This is a genomic window from Nonomuraea sp. KM88, assembly GCF_052245635.1.
Lineage (GTDB): Bacteria > Actinomycetota > Actinomycetes > Streptosporangiales > Streptosporangiaceae > Nonomuraea.
The window spans coordinates 148264-164626 of sequence record NZ_JBQQCC010000003.1 but is presented as its reverse complement, the minus strand read 5'-3'; the positions used below and the strand labels follow the sequence as shown (position 1 = coordinate 164626).

Sequence of the window (16363 nt, the reverse complement as noted above, 5' to 3'; positions counted from 1 at the left end):
GATACTCTTTCCGCATCATGCTAACACTTGATCAGATCCGGGCGTTCGTGGCAGTCGCCGAGGAGCTCCACTTCGGCCGGGCCGCTGATCGGCTGCGAATGACCCAACCCCCGCTCAGCCGCCACATCCAGAAGCTGGAGCGGGTGGTCGGCGTGACCCTGCTGGAACGCGACAACCGGCGCGTGGTCCTCACCGACGCCGGCCGCTCCTTCCTGGACGACGCGCGGCGCATGCTCACGCTCGTCGACACCGCGGGCGACCGTGCGCGCAGGATCGCCAGCGGCGCCGCCGGCACCGTGCGGCTCGGCTTCACGGCCGTCTCGGCGATCAGCATGCTGGGCGCGCTGCTGCGGCGGTTGTCCGAGCAGCTACCCGAGATCGACGTCATCCTGCACGAACGGGTCACCGCCGGGCAGGTCGACGGCCTGCTCCGCGGCGAGCTGGACCTGGGGCTCGCACGCCCGCCGTTCGACATCGCCACGCTCGACTCCCGGGTCGTCTTCCGCGAGCCGCTGTGCGCCGTCGTGCCCATCGGGCACCCGCTCGCCGGCCTCGGCCGGCCGCTCCTCCCCGACGACTTCGACGGCCTGCCGGTGATCAGCTACAACCCGGTGCAGTCGCGTTACTTCCACGAGCTCACCGTGCACTTCCTCACCAACGCCCACCCCAGGATCGAACAGCAGGTGCACCAGATCCTCACCGCGGTGCTCCTCGTGGCGGCCGGACGCGGCGTCGCGCTGGCGCCCGCCAGCGCGCGCTCGCTCGGCGTGGACGGCGTCACCTTCTGCGAGCTGGTACGCGATCCGCTGGAGAGCGACGAGAACGCCACGGGCGAGCCGGTCGAGCTGCACGTGATCTGGGACCGCGACTCGACCAACCCCGCGCTCTGGCGCGTGCTCGACCTGCTGCCCGACCTCGGAGCCTCGCCCTCCGACCGGCCTTCGATGCCCTGATGGCATCGCCGGATACGAAAATGCACTTGGACAGGAATCGCTCCTGCTCTCTAGCCTGGCGGCAACAGACCTGACCTGCGGCGCACGGGAATCCCACTGCCGCATGCAAAGCAAAGGACCGCCATGCCCAGCTTCACCCCGCACGAGCTCGCGACCCAGCTCAAAAGCGGCCTGCTGTCCTTCCCCGTCACCCACTTCACCGAGGACCTCCAGTTCGACGAGGCGCGCTACCGCGAGCACCTCGCCTGGCTGAGCAGCTTCCCCGTGGCAGGTTTGTTCACCGCCGGGGGCACCGGCGAGGGCTTCTCGCTGACCTCCGCCGAGATCGACCAGGTGGTCCGCGCGGCGGTCGACGAGGTCGGCGGCAGGCTGCCGGTCGTGGCCCCCGCCACCGGTGGCACCGCCAACGCCGTCGCGCAGGCCCAGGCCGCCGAGGCCGCGGGCGCCGACGGGCTGCTGCTCATGCCCCCCTACCTCACGGAGGCCGGTCAGGCCGGCCTGATCGAGCACGTCAGCGCGGTCTGCCGCAGCACGGGGCTCGGCGTGGTCGTCTACAGCCGCGCCAACGCCATCCTGACCGACCGTTCCGTCGAGATCCTGGCCGACAGGAACGAGACCCTCGTCGGCTTCAAGGACGGCGTCGGCAACATCGAGAACCTCGCCCGCATCTACGCCGGCGTCGGCGACCGCCTGGCCTACATCGGCGGCCTCCCGACCGCGGAGACCTTCGCGCTGCCGCTGCTCCAGCTCGGCATGAGCACGTACTCCTCGGCCATCTTCAACTTCATCCCGCAGTACGCGCTCGACTTCTACGCCGACGTGCGCGCCCAGGACCGGGAGGCGGTCTACCGCCGCATCAGGGAGTTCGTGGTCCCCTACCTGGACATCCGCGACCGCCAGAAGGGGTACGCCGTGTCCATCATCAAGGCCGGGCTGACCGCCGCGGGACGGCACGGCGGGCCCGTGCGTCCGCCGTTGCAGAACCTCACGGAGGACGAGCTCGCCGAGCTGACCGCCCTCGTCAACAAGATCAGCTGAGAGGGTTCCCGCCGGTGTCTCCCACCATCCGACGCGTCGAGGTCGTCCCGGTGGCCGGGTACGACAGCATGCTGCTCAACCTCAGCGGCGCCCACGGACCGTTCTTCACCCGCAACGTCGTCATCACGACTGATTCCGACGGGCGCACGGGCCTCGGCGAGGTGCCGGGCGGCGAGGCGATCCGCCGCACCGTTGAGGAGGCGGCGGCGCTGCTGGCCGGCGAGCCCGTGGCGCGCCACCGCAGCCTGCTGCGCTCGGTGGCCGCCCGGTTCGCCGACCGGGACGCAGGAGGGCGGGGCGCGCAGACCTTCGACCTGCGCACCACGGTGCACGCGGTCACCGGGCTGGAGTCCAGCCTGCTCGACCTGCACGGCCAGCACCTCGGCGTCCCGGTGGCGGAGCTGCTCGGCGACGGGCAGCAGCGCGACCGGGTGCCGATGCTGGGTTACCTCTTCTACGTCGGCGACCCGGGCAGGACCGACCTGCCCTACCGCGTCGATGACGGCGGCGACGACGCCTGGTCGCGGCTGCGCCGCCGCGAGGCCCTGACCCCGGACGCGGTGGTCGCGCTGGCCGAGGCGGCCCAGGAGCGCTACGGGTTCGCCGACTTCAAGCTCAAGGGCGGGGTGCTGCCCGGCGAGGAGGAGATCGAGACGGTCAGGGCGCTGGCCGGCAGGTTCCCCGGAGCGCGGATCACCGTCGACCCCAACGGCGGCTGGCTGCTGGCCGACGCCGTCCGCCTGTGCGCGGGGCTCGGCGGCGTGCTGGCCTACGCCGAGGACCCGTGCGGGGCCGAAGGCCGCTTCTCCGGCCGGGAGACGATGGCGGAGTTCCGGCGTGCCACCGGCCTGCGCACTGCCACGAACATGATCGCCACCGACTGGCGGGAGATGGCGCATGCCGTACGCGCGAACGCCGTCGACATCCCGCTCGCCGACCCGCACTTCTGGACCATGTCCGGCTCCGTCAGGGTCGCCCAGCTCTGCCACGACTTCGGCCTGACCTGGGGCTCGCACTCCAACAACCACTTCGACATCTCGCTGGCGATGTTCACGCACGTCGGAGCCGCCGCCCCGGGCGAGATCACCGCCCTGGACACCCACTGGATCTGGCAGGACGGCCAGGCCCTCACCACCAGGCCGCCGCGAATCGCGGACGGCGCCGTCGACGTGCCCACCGCCCCCGGGCTCGGCGTCGAGCTCGACCGCGCGGCCCTCGCCGAGGCCCACGAGCTCTACCTCCGCCACGGGCTCGGCGCCCGCGACGACGCCGTGGCCATGCGGTATCTCGTGAAGGACTGGGTGTTCGACCCGAAACGCCCCTGCCTCGACCGCTGACCTAGGGTGGCCCCATGGGCATGGTCACGACGGTCGGGCTGGTGCTGCACCCTCAGCGCGACTCAAGGAAGGCGATCGACACCATCCTGCGCTGGGCGGCCGGCAACGACGCCACCGTGCTCGGCCTGCCCGAGGAGGTGGGCCGCATCGACTGCACCGCCGTGCCGGTCGACGCCGACACGCTCGTCGAGCGGGCCGACCTGCTGGTCGGGCTCGGCGGCGACGGCACGATGCTGCGCACGATGCGGCTGCTCGCCGGGCGGCGCACGCCCATCCTGGGGGTCAACGTGGGGCGGCTCGGGTTCCTCGCGGAGATCGACGTGAGCGAGCTGGCCGAGACGCTGTCGGCGATCGACAACCACCGCTACACGATCGAGCCGCGCATGGCGATCAGGAGCGAGGTCGGGGGCGCGGAAGTGACCGCGTTCAACGACATCGCCCTCGTACGGATCCCCGGAGAGGGGCTGGCCGGCGTCGCGGTGAGCCCGGCCGGCAGCGACTTCGTGCGTTTCGCCGCCGACGCCGTGATCGTGGCGACCTCCACCGGCTCCACCGCCTACAGCTTCTCCGCCGGCGGGCCCATCGTGTCGCCCCGCGTGGAGGCCGTGCTCGTCGTGCCCTCCGCCGCCCACTCGGCCTTCAACCGGGCCTTGGTGCTGCCCGCCGACGAGGAGGTGACGCTCCAGGTGCTGCCCACCAGCGGGCGGCTCGCGGTCGAGGTCGACGGGGCCGTGGTCGGGCACCTGTGCCCCGGTGACCGCGTCACGGTCGCCGCCTGGCCGGGGGCGGCCCAGGTGGTGCGGCTGGGCACCACCTTCTACGACCGGGCCCGGCGCAAGCTGCGCGTGGACGGCAGCGCCGAGGCGTACTGACCCGGCACGGGTTTCGGCACGGGCGCATGTGAACGTGCGCCGTCAGCGTCGGTGACCGTCAGGTGGCCGAACGGGCCGCTTCCGTTCCCGCCCCGCGGCCGGACACCGTGCCCGCTGCCAGGCCGCTGCCGCCCGGGTGATCGTGGTGGAAGAGGCCGCCGACCATCTCTCCCGCGGCGCAGGTCGGCGCCCTCGTCGACGAAGCGTTCAAGTGAGCCATGGACCACCACGGGGACCGGCCGTGCACGCGGCCGGGATCCCGATGCCGGACCTCCCCGACGTCCCCGTGATGCCTTCCGCCCGCCGGCCGGGCGAGGGCCCTGGCTAGGTGCTCGCGCGGCGGTGGCGGGCCTGGCGGCCCGGTTCCCGGCGGGGCTCCGGCTCCTGGCCGGGGGAGACGTCGTGGTGGTGGGACGGGTGCGGGGCGAAGAAGTCCTCCCGCGGGGCGTCCGCCGCGCGGGGCTCCGCACGGCGGCGTGTGGCGGACCTGTCAGGGGTCGCGCGCCGGCCGGAGGAGGTCTTCGCCGGCTCCTCCCGGTGGCGGGTGGCCGCCAGGGCGGCCAGGGCCGTGGTGATGGGGACGGCGGCGATGAGGCCGAGCGTGCCGGCCACGCTGCGGACGATCTCCTGGGCGATGACCGGCGTCGTCAGCACCTGCCCCAGAGGCTGCTCCCCGATGCTGAACAGCAGCAGCAGCGGCAGCGACGCCCCCGCGTACGCCAGGATGATGGTGTTGATCACCGAGGCGATGTGGGCCCGCCCGATGCGGCCGGCCGCCTGGTAGAGGCGGGCGAAGCCGTACGACGGGTTGGCCTGGGCCAGCTCGGCCACCGTCACCGCCTGCGTGACCGTGACGTCGTCGAGCACCCCCAGCGCGCCGATGATGATCCCGGCAAGCAGCAGCCCCTGCGTGTCGATCGACAGGCTCATGCCCAGGGTCAGCGCGCTGTCGTCGGTGATCCCGTTGAGCCGGGCGAGCCCGAGCGCCGCGTACGACAGCGCGCCCGTCAGCGCCAGGCTGGCCAGCGTGCCGAGCACGGCCATGGACGTGGGCAGCGAGAAGCCGTGCGTGAGGTAGAGCACCGTCAGCATGATCGCCGCCGCCCCGACGATGGCCACCAGCATCGGGGACCTGCCCTCCAGGATGCCGGGGATGACGAACGTCAGCAGCAGCACGAACGTGACCGCCAGCCCGATCAGCGCCGTCACCCCGCGCCAGCGGCCGAACGCGATCACCGCGACCGCGAAGGCCACGCCGAACAACCACAGCGGCATCGCCCGGTCATGGTCGGAGATCTGGTAGGCCCCCTCGGCGTCGCGCAGCAGGATCACGCCGTCGCCCGGCGCGAAGCGCTGCGCCCCCGGGCCGCCCGGCAGGCGGAGCGTGACGTCACGGCCGGCGTCGCGCCCCTCACCGAGCTTGACCGTGGCGGTGCCGCAGGTGGCGGGGTCGGGCCGTGGCGCGCCCTCGGGGGCGGCGGGGCAACGTTTGAGCGTGACGCCGGTGACGGTGCCGGCCAGCCGCTCGACGGCCGACGGCTGCGCGCCGCCGCCCTGCTGCTCCGCCCGGCCGTCCGGCCAGAGCCACAGCAGGGCCGCCAGGGTGACGACGGCCACCGGCACCAGGACGGCCAGGCTCGCCATCATCGTGCGCCGCGAGCGGGGTGCGGACGCCCCGTGCCCGTGCCCGTGCCCGGCGCCCATCAGATAACGCCCATCGGGTGAAAGGTCCTCCTCGGCTGACGAACAAGGACAGTACTGCACGCGGCGGGCCTGGGTAGCTGCAACGGCATGACATGCCTGGTGGGCACCTCGGGGTGGCAGTACAAGGACTGGCGGGGCGTGCTGTATCCCCAGGGCGTGCCGCAGCGGCTCTGGCTGGAGACGTACGCGGCGGAGTTCCCCACGGTCGAGAGCAACAACGCCTTCTACCGCCTGCCCCGCCCCGAGTCGTTCGCCGCCTGGCGCGACAGGACGCCTGCGCGTTTCGTGATGGCCGTCAAAGCCAGCAGGTTCCTGACCCACATCAGGCGGCTGGCCGAGCCGGAGGAGCCGGTGCGGCGGCTGATGGGCGCCGCGTCGGAGCTGAAGGACAAGCTCGGGCCGGTCCTGCTGCAGCTCCCGCCCACCCTCCAGGTCGATCCCGGCCGCCTCGACCGGTGCCTGGCCTGCTTCCCCGCGCACGTCAGGGTGGCCGTGGAGCCGCGCCACGACTCGTGGTGGACCGGCGAGGTGCGCGACATCCTGAGCGCCCGGGGCGCCGCGCTGTGCTGGGCGGATCGCCGCGGCCGGCCGCAGAGCCCGTTCTGGCGCACCGCCGGTTGGGGGTACGTACGCCTGCACCAGGGGCGGGCCGGCACCTCGTACGGCGACGCCGCGCTGGGGACGTGGGCCGGGCGGGTGCGCGAGGCGGGCTGGCAGGACGCCTACGTCTACTTCAACAACGACCCGGGGGGAGCGGCGGTGCGCGACGCGAGACGCTTCACCAGACTCTGCTAGTGCGTACGCGTCTCTACCGGAACGGCGTCCTCGAGAAGGAGGGCTTCCCCCTCGAGGAGCTCTCCGGGCATGTGCCGGACCGGGGCAACGTCGTCTGGCTCGACCTGTGCCGCCCCTCGGCCGCCGAGCTCACCGCGGTCGGCGCGGAGCTGGGGCTGCACGAGCTGGCGATGGAGGACGCGCTCACCGACCGGCAGCGGCCGAAGGTCGACGTCTACGACAACCATCTGTTCATCACGGTCTACGGGGTGCACATGGACAAGGGGCGGCTGCGTCCCGTCGAGGTGAACGTCTTCGTCACCGCGAACGCCCTGGTCACCGTGCGCGACGGCGACGCCTTCGACATCGACGAGGTGGTCAGGCGCTGGGACACGCTGTCCCGCCTGGCCGGGCACGGGGTGCCGTTCCTGCTGTACGGCCTGCTCGACTACGTGGTGGACGGCCAGCTCGACCTGGTGGAAGAGCTCGACGCGCAGGCGGAGGCCCTGGAGGAGTCCCTGTACGAAGGGGACCCGGGAGACGGCCGGCGGCTGCAGCGCGCGATGTTCGACCTGCGCAAGAACACCACGCGGGTCCGCAGGATCACGATGCCGATGCGCGAGGTGATCGGCACATTGCTCCACCGCGACCAGGACATCGTCGCCGACTCCGTGATGGCCCCCTACTACGCGGACGTCTACGACCACGTGCTGCGGGCGACGGAGTGGGTCGAGGGGATCCGCGAGATGCTCGCGAACGTCCGCGAGACCCGCCTCGCCCAGCAGGGTTTCCGGCTGGACGAGATCATGAAACGGGTCACCAGCTGGGCCGCCATCATCGCGGTGCCCACCCTGATCACCGGCTTCTACGGGCAGAACGTGCCCGTTCCCGGCACCGGGCAGAGCTGGGGGCTCTGGGCGTCCACGGTGCTCGTGGCGATCACCTCGGTGGTGCTGTACTCGGTGTTCAAGAAGAACGACTGGTTGTGAGCACCGGCCCGGCCGCGCGCAGCCCGTCGTACGGCGGCCGGCAGGCCCGGCCGCGCACGACGGGCGTGACGCGCACCGCGACTCGCACCTGAGCGGCGCCGGACGCGGGATACAGGGGCAGGCAGCGGCGGCCCGCGAGCAGGGTCCTGCGGCCGATCGGGGTGGCGAGCAGCGACAGGCCGTCGTACGTCGCGGGCGTTGCCAGTCGCAGCACCCACAGGCCCTCGGGGGTGCGGGAGCGCGTGCCGTCGAGGGCGTAGTAGTCGAGCACGCTGTCGCTCGCCGAGACGACCGCCCGCATGGTGAACCGGCGCCCCTCGACGGTGAACACCTCCGCCGAGGGCGCCTTGTAGACCGAGTGCACGTAGGCGATCGCGAAGGAACCCGCGACGACGGGCAGGCCGTTCACGGTGAGGCTCCTGGCGCCGCCGCCGGAGCCGAGGGCCGCCACCAGGGCGAGCGCCAGGAGCAGCCGGGTCAGGCCTGTTCCTTGTAGTAGCGGGCGGCGCCCGGGTGCAGCTCGACCGGCGCCACCTGCTGGCCCAGCTTGACGTCGAGCTTCTCGGCCTCGGGGTGCACGGCGGTCAGCTCGGCCTTCTTGGCGAACAGGGTCTTGGTGATGTCGTACGCGAGCTGCTCGTCCATCGAGTCGGGCACCAGCAGCAGGTTCGCGATGCCGACGGTCTTGATGGCGCCGGACAGCTTGTAGACGGACAGGTCCACGTCGAGCGGGACGTACTGCTCCCCGTAGGTGGCGCGCATCTTCTCCAGGACGTCGCCGGTGTCGAGCAGCTTCATGTCGGGCTTGCTCGTCGCCAGGTCGGTGATGCCGGCGGTGGGCAGGCCGCCGACCCAGAAGAACGCGTCGATGGTGCCGTCCTTGGCGGCCTGCACCGACTCGTTGATGGACAGCTGCTGCTTGGTGATGTCGCTGTCGGGGTCGATGCCGGCCGCCTCCAGGATGCGCCTGGCCACGACCTGGGTGCCGGAGTTGGCGGGCCCGAGCGAGACGCGCTTGCCCTTCAGGTCGGCGACCTTGGCCGCCTCGACGCCGGGGGCGGCCACGACGTGGGCGTAGTTGTCGTAGATGCGGGCGATGGCCTTGATGGGCTGTTTCGCGGTGAAGGTGTCCTTGGCGTTGACCGCGTCGGCCGCGGTGTCGGCCTGGGAGAACCCGATGTCGGCCTTGCCGCTGGCGAGGAGCTTGATGTTCTCGACCGACGCGGAGGTGACGGACGCGGTGGCCTGGGTGTCGGCGATGTTGGACGACAACTGCTTGGCCAGGCCACCGCCGTAGACGTAGTAGACGCCCGTCGTGCCGCCCGTGGCGATCGACAGCCGGTTGCCCGAGCCGCCCGCACCCCCGCCGCAGCCCGCCACGGCCAGGACGGTCGCTGCGACTATCGCAAGAATCCGCTTCACGCTGGGTCCCTTCTCCTTCTTCTGACCAGATGCACGGCGGCGGCCACGGCCAGCACGGCCAGACCGGCGACGATGGGGACGGGTTCGAGGAACAGCAGCAGCACCGCGGCCACGGACGCCAGCACCCGCTCGGACCAGCCGGACAGGCCGCCCGTCGCCATGGCCAGAGCGGCCACGGCGACGGCCGACACGGCGGCCATCAGCAGCACGGAGCCGATCGGCCCCTGCCCGAGCAGCGCCTGCCCGTTGGGCGTGAGCACGAAGGCGAACGGCACCAGGAAGGCCGGCAGCGTGTAACGCCAGGCCATCATCATCGTGCGGTACGTGTTGCCGCCGGTGATCGCGGCCGCCGCGACCGCCGACAGCGCGGTGGGCGGGCTCACCTCCGACAACACCGCGTAGTAGAAGACGAACATGTACGCCTCGGCCTGCGACACCCCGAGCGCGGTGAGCGCCGGGCCGATGATGACCGCCGCGATGATGAAGCTCGCGGTCACCGGCACGGCCAGGCCCAGCAGCATGACGGCGACGGCGGACATGAGCGTCGTCAGGATCAGGTGGCCCGCCGCGAAGTCCACGATGATCGCGCTGAGGTTGAGGCCCAGGCCGGTCTGGGTGATGACGCCGACGATGATGCCCGCCGCCGCGCACACGGCCGTCACGGGCAGCACCTCCAGCGCGCCCTTGGCCAGCGCCTGCCCGATGCGTTTCGGGCCCATCCGGTGGCGCGGGTCGAGGAACGACAGCGCGAACGCGACCGCCGTGGCGATCACCACCGCCTGGAACGCCGACCGGTCGAGCGCCATCAGCACGATGATGAGGATCAGCGAGCTGAAGTGGTAGCCGAAGCGCAGCAGCAGCCGGCCCGCTCTGGGCGCGTCGACCGGAACGGCGTGGGTGCCGAAGCGGCGCGAGTCGATCTCGATGGCCAGGAAGATGCCCAGGTAGTAGAGCAGGGTCGGGATCGTCGCGTACAGCAGCACCTCGAGGTAGCCGACCCGGAGGTATTCGGCGATGATGAACGCCGCCGCGCCGAGCGTGGGCGGCGACAGGATGGCGCCGATGCCGCTCGCGGCCAGGATGCCGCCGGCCGGTTCCCTCGGGTAGCCGGCCCGCCTGAGCACCGGCCAGGCGACGCTGCCGAGGCTGACCGTGGTCGCCACGCCCGAGCCCGACACGGTGCCGAGCAGGAAGCCCGCGGTGGCGACGGTGCGGCCGGGGGCGGAGCGGGATTTGCGGAACGCGGCGAAGCTCAGGTCGATGAAGAACCGGCTCGCGCCCGAATAGTCCAGCACGGCGCCGTAGATGGTGAACAGGATGATGTAACTCGCCGCCACCTGCATCGGAACGCCGAAGAAGCCTTCGGTGCCGGTGTAGAGCTGGGAGACGATCTGGCTGAGATCGAAGCCCCGGTGCCCGATGGTCCAATCGATCGGCAGGTATGCCCCGTAATAGGCATAAAGCAGGAAAATGACGCAGATGATGCTCAGGGCCATGCCGACGGTCCGGCGTACCGCCTCCAGCAGCAGCACCGTCAGCGCCAGCCCGGCCACGATGTCGAGGTCCGTCAGCGCCGCGCCCGAGCCCCGGTCGCGGAAGTCGTCGATGGCCGCCAGCGGATAGACCAGCACGGCCAGCGAGGCCGCGGCCAGCAGCCAGTCCATGACGCTCGGCCGCTCGGACCGCAGCGCACCGGCCCTGGCCTCGGACGGGCGCACGTCAGAGGCCTCGGGCGGGCGCGCGCCGGTCCCGGCCACGGGCGGCGCGTCGCCGGCGGGCGCCTCTTCGGCGGAGGTGCCGCCGATCGCGGCCAGGCGGTCATCAGACCGGCGGCGCCGCGTTCGCCACTCCAACCGCAGCAGCCACGCCTTCCGCCGCAGATACTCCGGCATGCCCGAGCGGTAGCAGACGAACACCAGCGGCAGCGCCACGGCCAGGAACGTCATCCGGTGCTGCAACGCCTCGACCGGCCGGAACACCACCACCAGCGCGTAGACCGACAGCAGCCCGCCGAGGATCCACACGCCGAGCCGCAGGGCCCCACCGAGCTGCCGCGCCGGGCGTTCCTGTTCGTGCGCGGAAACCAGGTCGGCCTCGCGGTCGCTCAGCTCGGTCAAGTCGTCCTCCCGACAGGGCGCGTTGCAGGGACTTTACGAGTCGCTTACTTGATCTGGGAAGGGGCCGTTACCTATTTGGTTTCCGCTATCCGTACAAGGGGCGCGAATCGGCCGCCAGCCGCTCGACGGGCACGTCACCGGCCTGGCTGCCGTCCCGCCGCCGCACCGCGATCCCGCCGTCCGCCGCCTCGCGCGGCCCCACGACCAGCTGGTACGGCACCAGCCGGTGCGCCCGGATCCTGGCCCCGAGACTGCCCCGTCCGGCGGGCACCAGCTCCGCCCGCAGCCCGGCGGCCAGGCAGCGCCGCAGCACCGACTCGGCGGCGGGCGACTCCGCGTCGGACAGCGGCAGCACCACGGCCTGAACGGGCGCCAGCCAGGCGGGGAACGCCCCGCCGTGTATCTCGATGAGGTGCGCGACCAGGCGCTCGATGCCGCCCACGACGCTGCGGTGCACCATGACGGGCCGCTCGCCGCCGGCGTAGCTCAGGTCGAAGCGCTGCGGCTGGAAATAGTCGACCTGGACGGTGGACAGGGTGGTCTCGCGGCCGGCCGGGTCGGCGATCTGGATGTCGATCTTCGGCCCGTAGAAGGCGCCCTCGCCCCGTTCCTCATCGTAGTCGCGCCCGCGCTCCTTCAGCACCTCGCGCAGCACCGCCTCCGCCCGCGCCCACATGGCGGGGTCGTCCACGAACTTGTCGCCCTCGCCCCGCAGCGACAGCCGGTAGCGGGCGGCCCGGATGCCGAGCTGGGCGTGCGCGGCCTCGATCAGGTCGAGCGAGGCCGACACCTCGGCGGCGGCCTGCTCGGGAGCGCAGAAGACGTGGCCGTCGTTGAGCTGGATGGCGCGCACCCTGGTCAGCCCGCCGAGCACGCCGGACAGCTCCGAGCGGTACATCCCGCCCAGCTCCGCCAGGCGCAGGGGCAGGTCCCGGCGGCTGCGCCCGCGCGAGCGGTAGATGAGCGCGTGGTGCGGGCACAGGCTGGGCCGCAGCACGAACTCCTCGCCGCCCACGTTCATGGGCGGGAACATGTCGTCGGCGTAGTGCGCCCAGTGTCCCGACCGTTCGTACAGCTCGCGCTTGCCGAGCACGGGGGAGTTGACGTGCTGGTAGCCGTTGCGGCGTTCGAGCTCGTGGACGTAGTCCTCGACGGCCTTGCGCACGGCCGCGCCCGCCGGCAGCCAGCAGGGCAGGCCGGAGCCGATCAGCGGGTCGGTGTCGAAGATGCCCAGCTCGCGGCCGAGCCTGCGGTGGTCGTTCATGATCGTCCTTTGCGTGGAAAGGGCGAACGACCGCGTTCCCGGGCGTCCGCCCGGGAAGCATGGAATCAGCGCGCCGGGACGGGGTCCGGCGTCGTCGTGACGAGAGCGCGCTGCATGCGACGACCATAACATCCGGCGCAGCCTCCGGCATTCTCGTGAAGAAAACCTTCACGAGAATCCCAAGGAATGGCAAATGATATAAAGAGGCCGTGGCCGAGATCACCCTGGACGTTCGCCAGCTGCAGGTGTTCGCCGAGGTCGGCTACCAGGTCGCGGGCGGCGGCGGCGCGTGCGCCGCGATGGCCGCGCTGCGCCGCGTGGTCCCGCTCGACGCCTACGAGTTCGTCGCGTTCGACCCGGCCACCGGGCGGCACCAGAGCGTCGTGTCCGACGGGCACCCGCGCATCCACCGCGACGCGGCGGAGGAGTACGCCGGGCTGGAGGCCTACCGCAGGGCGCTGGCCACCAGAGCGCCGGTCGGCATGCCCGAGCCGGGCACCGAGCGCTATTTCCGGCGCCATCTGGCCCCCTACGGGTGGCGGGCCGGCCTGACCGCGCCGCTGTTCCTCGGCGGCGACCGCTACACGGGGCTGCTGCACCTGGTGTCCCGTCGCGACTTCCCGGGCCGTACGAAAGCGCTCGTGGCCGCCGTGAGCCCCATGCTGGCCCACGTCACCGACCTGACCCGGTGCGTGATCGACCCGGTGGGGCTGCCGGCCGACTTCCGCGCGGTCGCCTTCGACCGGCTCGGCGCCCGGCGCGAGGTTCCTGGGCGCGAGATCTCGCCCGCGCTGCGGGACGACCCGGCGATGGCCGCCTTCGCCCGCGCGTTCATCGACTCGCGCGAGCTGAGCAGGCACGGGCTCTGGCTCGACGGCGCCGGCGGATGGCACGAGCTGCGGCTGCTCAGGGCGGGCGTCGGGTTCCAGGGCGCGCTGCAGGGCGCCGTCGCCGCCGAGCGCCCGTGCCCGCTGCCCTACGACCTCACGGGCCGGGAGGTGGACGTGCTCACCAGGGTGGCCGCGGGCGACTCCAACCCGCAGATCGCCGCCGCGCTCGTGCTCAGCGTCCGCACGGTCACCACCCACCTGGAGCACATCTTCGCCAAGCTGGGCTGCGACAGCCGCACCCGCCTGACCACCAAGGCTCTCGCCGAGGGCCTGTGCCGCCTCGACGTGCGGGATGCGTCAGGGAAGTAGTCCGGGAGATTAAGGAGTGGCGATCGCCCGGAGGGCTGTGGAAGGGTGATCGCCGTGCAGGACGACGTCCACCGCTACAACCGGGAACGCTGGGAAGCCCTGGTGCGGGCGGACGCCCTGTTCACCCGCCCCATGCTCGACCTGGACGCGGAGAAGGCCCGCGACTACCTGGGCCTGGAGAGGCTGGGCCTTCCCGGCGACCTGGCGGGCAGGAAGGTGCTCTGCCTGGCCGGGGGAGGCGGGCAGCAGTCCGCGGCCTTCGCCCTGCTCGGGGCCGACGTGACGGTGCTCGACATCTCGCCGGGGCAGCTCGCGCGTGATCGCTCGGCCGCCGAGCACCACGGCGTCGGCGTCCGCACCGTCCAAGGGGACATGCGGGATCTGTCGGCCTTCGCCGGCTCCACGTTCGACCTGGTCTGGCATCCGTACTCGCTGACGTTCGTCCCCGACTCCCGGATCGTCTTCCGCGAGGTCGCGAGAGTCGTGGCCGCGGGCGGCCACTACTACCTGATGTGCGCCAACCCGTTCTTCTCCGGGCTCACGCACGAGTCGTGGAACGGGGAGGGTTACACGCTCCGGCAGCCCTACGCCGACGAGGCCATGACGTCCTATCCCGACCAGGACTGGGTCTACGACCGCACGCCGTCGGGCCGCATCGTCCGCGAACCCAGGGAATACACGCAGACGTTGGGCCGGATCGTCAACAGCCTGACCGGGGAGGGCTTCATGCTGAGGCTGCTCTCCGAGGTCCGCGGTGGCGACCGCGACGCCGAACCGGGAAGCTGGGAGCACTTCATGGCGGTGGCGCCGCCCTGGCTGGAATTCGTCTGGCACTACCGACCCGGCGTCCCGGGAAGCTGAGACATCGTTCCCACGGCCTAGACGGCCAGCCCCGCGGCCACGCGAGCCTGGAGCAGCTCGAACCAGACGGTCGTCGAACCGGCCTCGCGGGTGAAACCCCAGCGGTGGCTGAGCGCCTCGATCAGCGGCAGGCCCCGGCCGCTGGTCGCCTGCGCACTCGTACGGCACGCGCAGGGAGGCCCTTCCGACCCGGCGTCCGCCACGAACACCCGCACCAGCGTGTCCGAGCGCGTCACGGTCACCGTGAACGACCCCCCGGCGCCGGACCGGCTGTGCAGCACCGCGTTCGTGGCCAGCTCGCTGGTCAGCAGCACGACGTCGTCGTGGAGCGGATGGTCGCGGCCGAGCGCGTCCGTCACGAGGCTCCTGGCCCTGGAGACCTGGGAGGGGCTTCCCGGCAGCCGGGCCACGAGATCGTGGCCGGCGGGCGGATCGCTCTCCTCGGTCCCATCGACGCGGTGCGAGTCCGGCGGTGCCACGGCGACCTCCCCCAAATCCGGTGACCTTATGAGACGCGCAAGGGGGGTGCTGGAGATTATCGCGAAAAGGTAGGAATGGGCTTTCCCAAGGTCGCCTGCGCTACCTCCGGCGGCGACCGAGTACGCTGCGATCGACGAGTCGTCCAGACCCCGGGGGAGCGCAGCGTGCGAGGAGGTGGCGTGAACAGCCTGGATGCCGTCTGGGTGCGGCCGTACGACCGGCCGGGTGCGGCGGTCGTGACCGGCGTCTTCGACATCCTGCACGTGGGCCATGTGCGCTATCTGGGAGCGGTGGCCGAGCGCGGGCTGCCGCTGGTCGTGGGCGTCGAGGACGATCCGCGGGTGCGGGCCTGGAAGGGCCCCAGCAGGCCGCTCAACCCGGCGGCCGAACGCGCCGAGGTGCTGGCCGCCCTCCGCTTCGTGACCGGGGTGTTCATCGTGACGGGACCGCCCGAGGCGCACGGGCCTGAGGACTACATCGACCTGCTCGTCCCGATGCGGCCGGGCGCGCTCGCGCACACGGCGGGCGACCCGCACGCGGGCGCGCGGGCCGCCGCCGCGGCGATCCTGGGCGCGGAGTGCTGGGAGATGGACGCCATCCCCGGCCGCTCGACCACCCGCATCGTGAACGCCGCGGGAAAGGGCTGATCGCGGGCCCTGCCGCCCGGGCGGGCGTGGCGCGCGGGCAGCCGGCGGCGCGTGCGGGTCGGCCGGCGGGCATGTCGCCGGGGCCGCGCGCCATGATCGCGTAATCTTGGCTGTCATGACGGGTGACCTCGTGGCGAGACAGGTGACCAACCTCCTGGCACCGCAGGTGCTGGTCATCGTCATGCCGCCACTCGTGGGCCTGCTCGCGCAGGGCTGGAGCGGGGCGGCGTGGGGCCTGGTGGCCTCGGCGTTCTGCGGGGGAGTGCCGGCGGCGGTGATCGCGGTCGGCGTGCGCTCGGGGCGGCTCGACTCGCACCACATCGTCGACCGCGCCCGCCGCACGCGCCCGCTGCTGGCCGCGGTGGCGGCTGTGCTGGTGGCGCTGGCGCTGCTGGTCGTCATGGGCGCGCCGACGCTGCTCGTCGCCACCGTGACGGCGATGCTGGCCGCGCTGGCGGTGACCGTGCCGATCACGCTGCGCTGGAAGATCTCCTTCCACGCCGCCGTCTGCGCGGGCACGGTGGTGGTGTTCGCCCACGTGCTGCCCTCCTGGCCGGCCGCCGTCGCCGGCGCCGCCGTGGTGGCGCTGGTGTGCTGGGCCAGGGTGCGCCTGACGCACCACACCTGGCCGCAGGTGGTGGCGGGCACGGCGGTGGGGGCGCTGGTGACGTGGGCCACGCTGGCCGCGTTCGGCCTGCGCTGATCA

General features: G+C 72.3%; 16 protein-coding genes. 10 read left to right on the top strand and 6 right to left on the bottom strand.

Annotation, left to right across the window (positions count from 1 at the left end; genetic code table 11):
* Window positions 1-17 precede the first annotated feature (17 nt).
* The 4 genes from ACTWPV_RS10390 to ACTWPV_RS10375 all read left to right on the top strand — a co-directional run bounded on the left by ACTWPV_RS10390 (window position 18) and on the right by ACTWPV_RS10375 (window position 4200).
* Complete coding sequence (locus ACTWPV_RS10390) at window positions 18-953, top strand: LysR family transcriptional regulator (protein ID WP_347642955.1); 936 nt, start codon at window positions 18-20, stop codon at window positions 951-953.
* A gap of 123 nt (window positions 954-1076) precedes the next feature.
* Window positions 1077-1991 (top strand): 5-dehydro-4-deoxyglucarate dehydratase, encoded by a 915-nt coding sequence (kdgD, locus tag ACTWPV_RS10385; protein ID WP_347642956.1) that lies wholly within the window; start codon window positions 1077-1079, stop codon window positions 1989-1991.
* Window positions 1992-2005: 14 nt separating this feature from the next.
* On the top strand, window positions 2006-3328 hold the full coding sequence (locus tag ACTWPV_RS10380; protein ID WP_443151567.1) for an enolase C-terminal domain-like protein: 1323 nt from the start codon (window positions 2006-2008) through the stop codon (window positions 3326-3328).
* A 14-nt stretch (window positions 3329-3342) separates the two neighbouring features.
* On the top strand, window positions 3343-4200 hold the full coding sequence (locus tag ACTWPV_RS10375; protein ID WP_347642958.1) for an NAD(+)/NADH kinase: 858 nt from the start codon (window positions 3343-3345) through the stop codon (window positions 4198-4200).
* Window positions 4201-4524: 324 nt separating this feature from the next.
* Here the strand turns inward: ACTWPV_RS10375 and ACTWPV_RS10370 are convergent, their stop codons facing one another.
* Window positions 4525-5904, bottom strand: a complete 1380-nt coding sequence (locus tag ACTWPV_RS10370; protein WP_347642959.1) for a YibE/F family protein — start codon at window positions 5902-5904, stop codon at window positions 4525-4527.
* 87 nt (window positions 5905-5991) lie between these two features.
* On the opposite strand from ACTWPV_RS10370, the gene ACTWPV_RS10365 reads away from it, so the two are divergent.
* The gene (locus ACTWPV_RS10365) at window positions 5992-6699 is read left to right on the top strand and encodes a DUF72 domain-containing protein (RefSeq protein WP_347642960.1); all 708 of its coding nucleotides are present in this window, start codon (window positions 5992-5994) and stop codon (window positions 6697-6699) included.
* Complete coding sequence (locus ACTWPV_RS10360) at window positions 6699-7667, top strand: magnesium transporter CorA family protein (protein ID WP_347642961.1); 969 nt, start codon at window positions 6699-6701, stop codon at window positions 7665-7667. Before ACTWPV_RS10365 ends, ACTWPV_RS10360 begins: the two co-directional genes overlap by 1 nt.
* Here ACTWPV_RS10360 and ACTWPV_RS10355 read toward each other — a convergent pair.
* The 4 genes from ACTWPV_RS10355 to thrS all read right to left on the bottom strand — a co-directional run bounded on the left by ACTWPV_RS10355 (window position 7645) and on the right by thrS (window position 12602).
* A complete protein-coding gene (locus tag ACTWPV_RS10355; protein WP_443151566.1) occupies window positions 7645-8118 on the bottom strand; it encodes a hypothetical protein in 474 nt (157 codons plus the stop codon). The genes ACTWPV_RS10360 and ACTWPV_RS10355 overlap by 23 nt on opposite strands.
* Before the next feature lie 26 nt (window positions 8119-8144).
* Window positions 8145-9089 carry a TAXI family TRAP transporter solute-binding subunit gene (locus ACTWPV_RS10350; RefSeq protein ID WP_347642963.1) on the bottom strand — a complete coding sequence of 315 codons (945 nt, stop codon included), beginning with the start codon at window positions 9087-9089 and terminating at the stop codon, window positions 8145-8147.
* Window positions 9086-11206 (bottom strand): TRAP transporter permease, encoded by a 2121-nt coding sequence (locus ACTWPV_RS10345; RefSeq protein ID WP_443151565.1) that lies wholly within the window; start codon window positions 11204-11206, stop codon window positions 9086-9088. Before ACTWPV_RS10345 ends, ACTWPV_RS10350 begins: the two co-directional genes overlap by 4 nt.
* An 85-nt stretch (window positions 11207-11291) precedes the next feature.
* The gene (gene thrS, locus ACTWPV_RS10340; protein WP_443151564.1) at window positions 11292-12602 is read right to left on the bottom strand and encodes a threonine--tRNA ligase; all 1311 of its coding nucleotides are present in this window, start codon (window positions 12600-12602) and stop codon (window positions 11292-11294) included.
* Window positions 12603-12679: 77 nt separating this feature from the next.
* On the opposite strand from thrS, the gene ACTWPV_RS10335 reads away from it, so the two are divergent.
* The gene (locus tag ACTWPV_RS10335; protein ID WP_443151563.1) at window positions 12680-13669 is read left to right on the top strand and encodes a response regulator transcription factor; all 990 of its coding nucleotides are present in this window, start codon (window positions 12680-12682) and stop codon (window positions 13667-13669) included.
* 54 nt (window positions 13670-13723) lie between these two features.
* Window positions 13724-14530 (top strand): class I SAM-dependent methyltransferase, encoded by an 807-nt coding sequence (locus ACTWPV_RS10330; RefSeq protein WP_443151562.1) that lies wholly within the window; start codon window positions 13724-13726, stop codon window positions 14528-14530.
* 17 nt (window positions 14531-14547) lie between these two features.
* Here ACTWPV_RS10330 and ACTWPV_RS10325 read toward each other — a convergent pair whose 3' ends face one another.
* Entirely contained in the window at window positions 14548-15009 is a 462-nt protein-coding gene (locus ACTWPV_RS10325; protein ID WP_347642968.1) for an ATP-binding protein, read from the bottom strand.
* A gap of 180 nt (window positions 15010-15189) precedes the next feature.
* On the opposite strand from ACTWPV_RS10325, the gene ACTWPV_RS10320 reads away from it, so the two are divergent.
* Window positions 15190-15657: an adenylyltransferase/cytidyltransferase family protein gene (locus ACTWPV_RS10320; RefSeq protein WP_347642969.1), complete on the top strand. Its 468-nt coding sequence runs from the start codon at window positions 15190-15192 to the stop codon at window positions 15655-15657.
* Between the two features lie 115 nt (window positions 15658-15772).
* Entirely contained in the window at window positions 15773-16360 is a 588-nt protein-coding gene (locus tag ACTWPV_RS10315) for a hypothetical protein (RefSeq protein WP_443151561.1), read from the top strand.
* The last annotated feature ends 3 nt before the right edge of the window (window positions 16361-16363 follow it).

Bases quoted from the DNA above. Each gene is read 5' to 3' on its own strand.
- thrS (WP_443151564.1), bottom strand. From the start codon at position 12,602: ATGTTATGGTCGTCGCATGCAGCGCGCTCTCGTCACGACGACGCCGGA.
- ACTWPV_RS10375 (WP_347642958.1), top strand. From the start codon at position 3,343: ATGGGCATGGTCACGACGGTCGGGCTGGTGCTGCACCCTCAGCGCGAC.
- ACTWPV_RS10315 (WP_443151561.1), top strand. From the start codon at position 15,773: ATGACGGGTGACCTCGTGGCGAGACAGGTGACCAACCTCCTGGCACCG.
- ACTWPV_RS10365 (WP_347642960.1), top strand. From the start codon at position 5,992: ATGACATGCCTGGTGGGCACCTCGGGGTGGCAGTACAAGGACTGGCGG.
- kdgD (WP_347642956.1), top strand. From the start codon at position 1,077: ATGCCCAGCTTCACCCCGCACGAGCTCGCGACCCAGCTCAAAAGCGGC.
- ACTWPV_RS10370 (WP_347642959.1), bottom strand. From the start codon at position 5,904: ATGGGCGCCGGGCACGGGCACGGGCACGGGGCGTCCGCACCCCGCTCG.
- ACTWPV_RS10390 (WP_347642955.1), top strand. From the start codon at position 18: ATGCTAACACTTGATCAGATCCGGGCGTTCGTGGCAGTCGCCGAGGAG.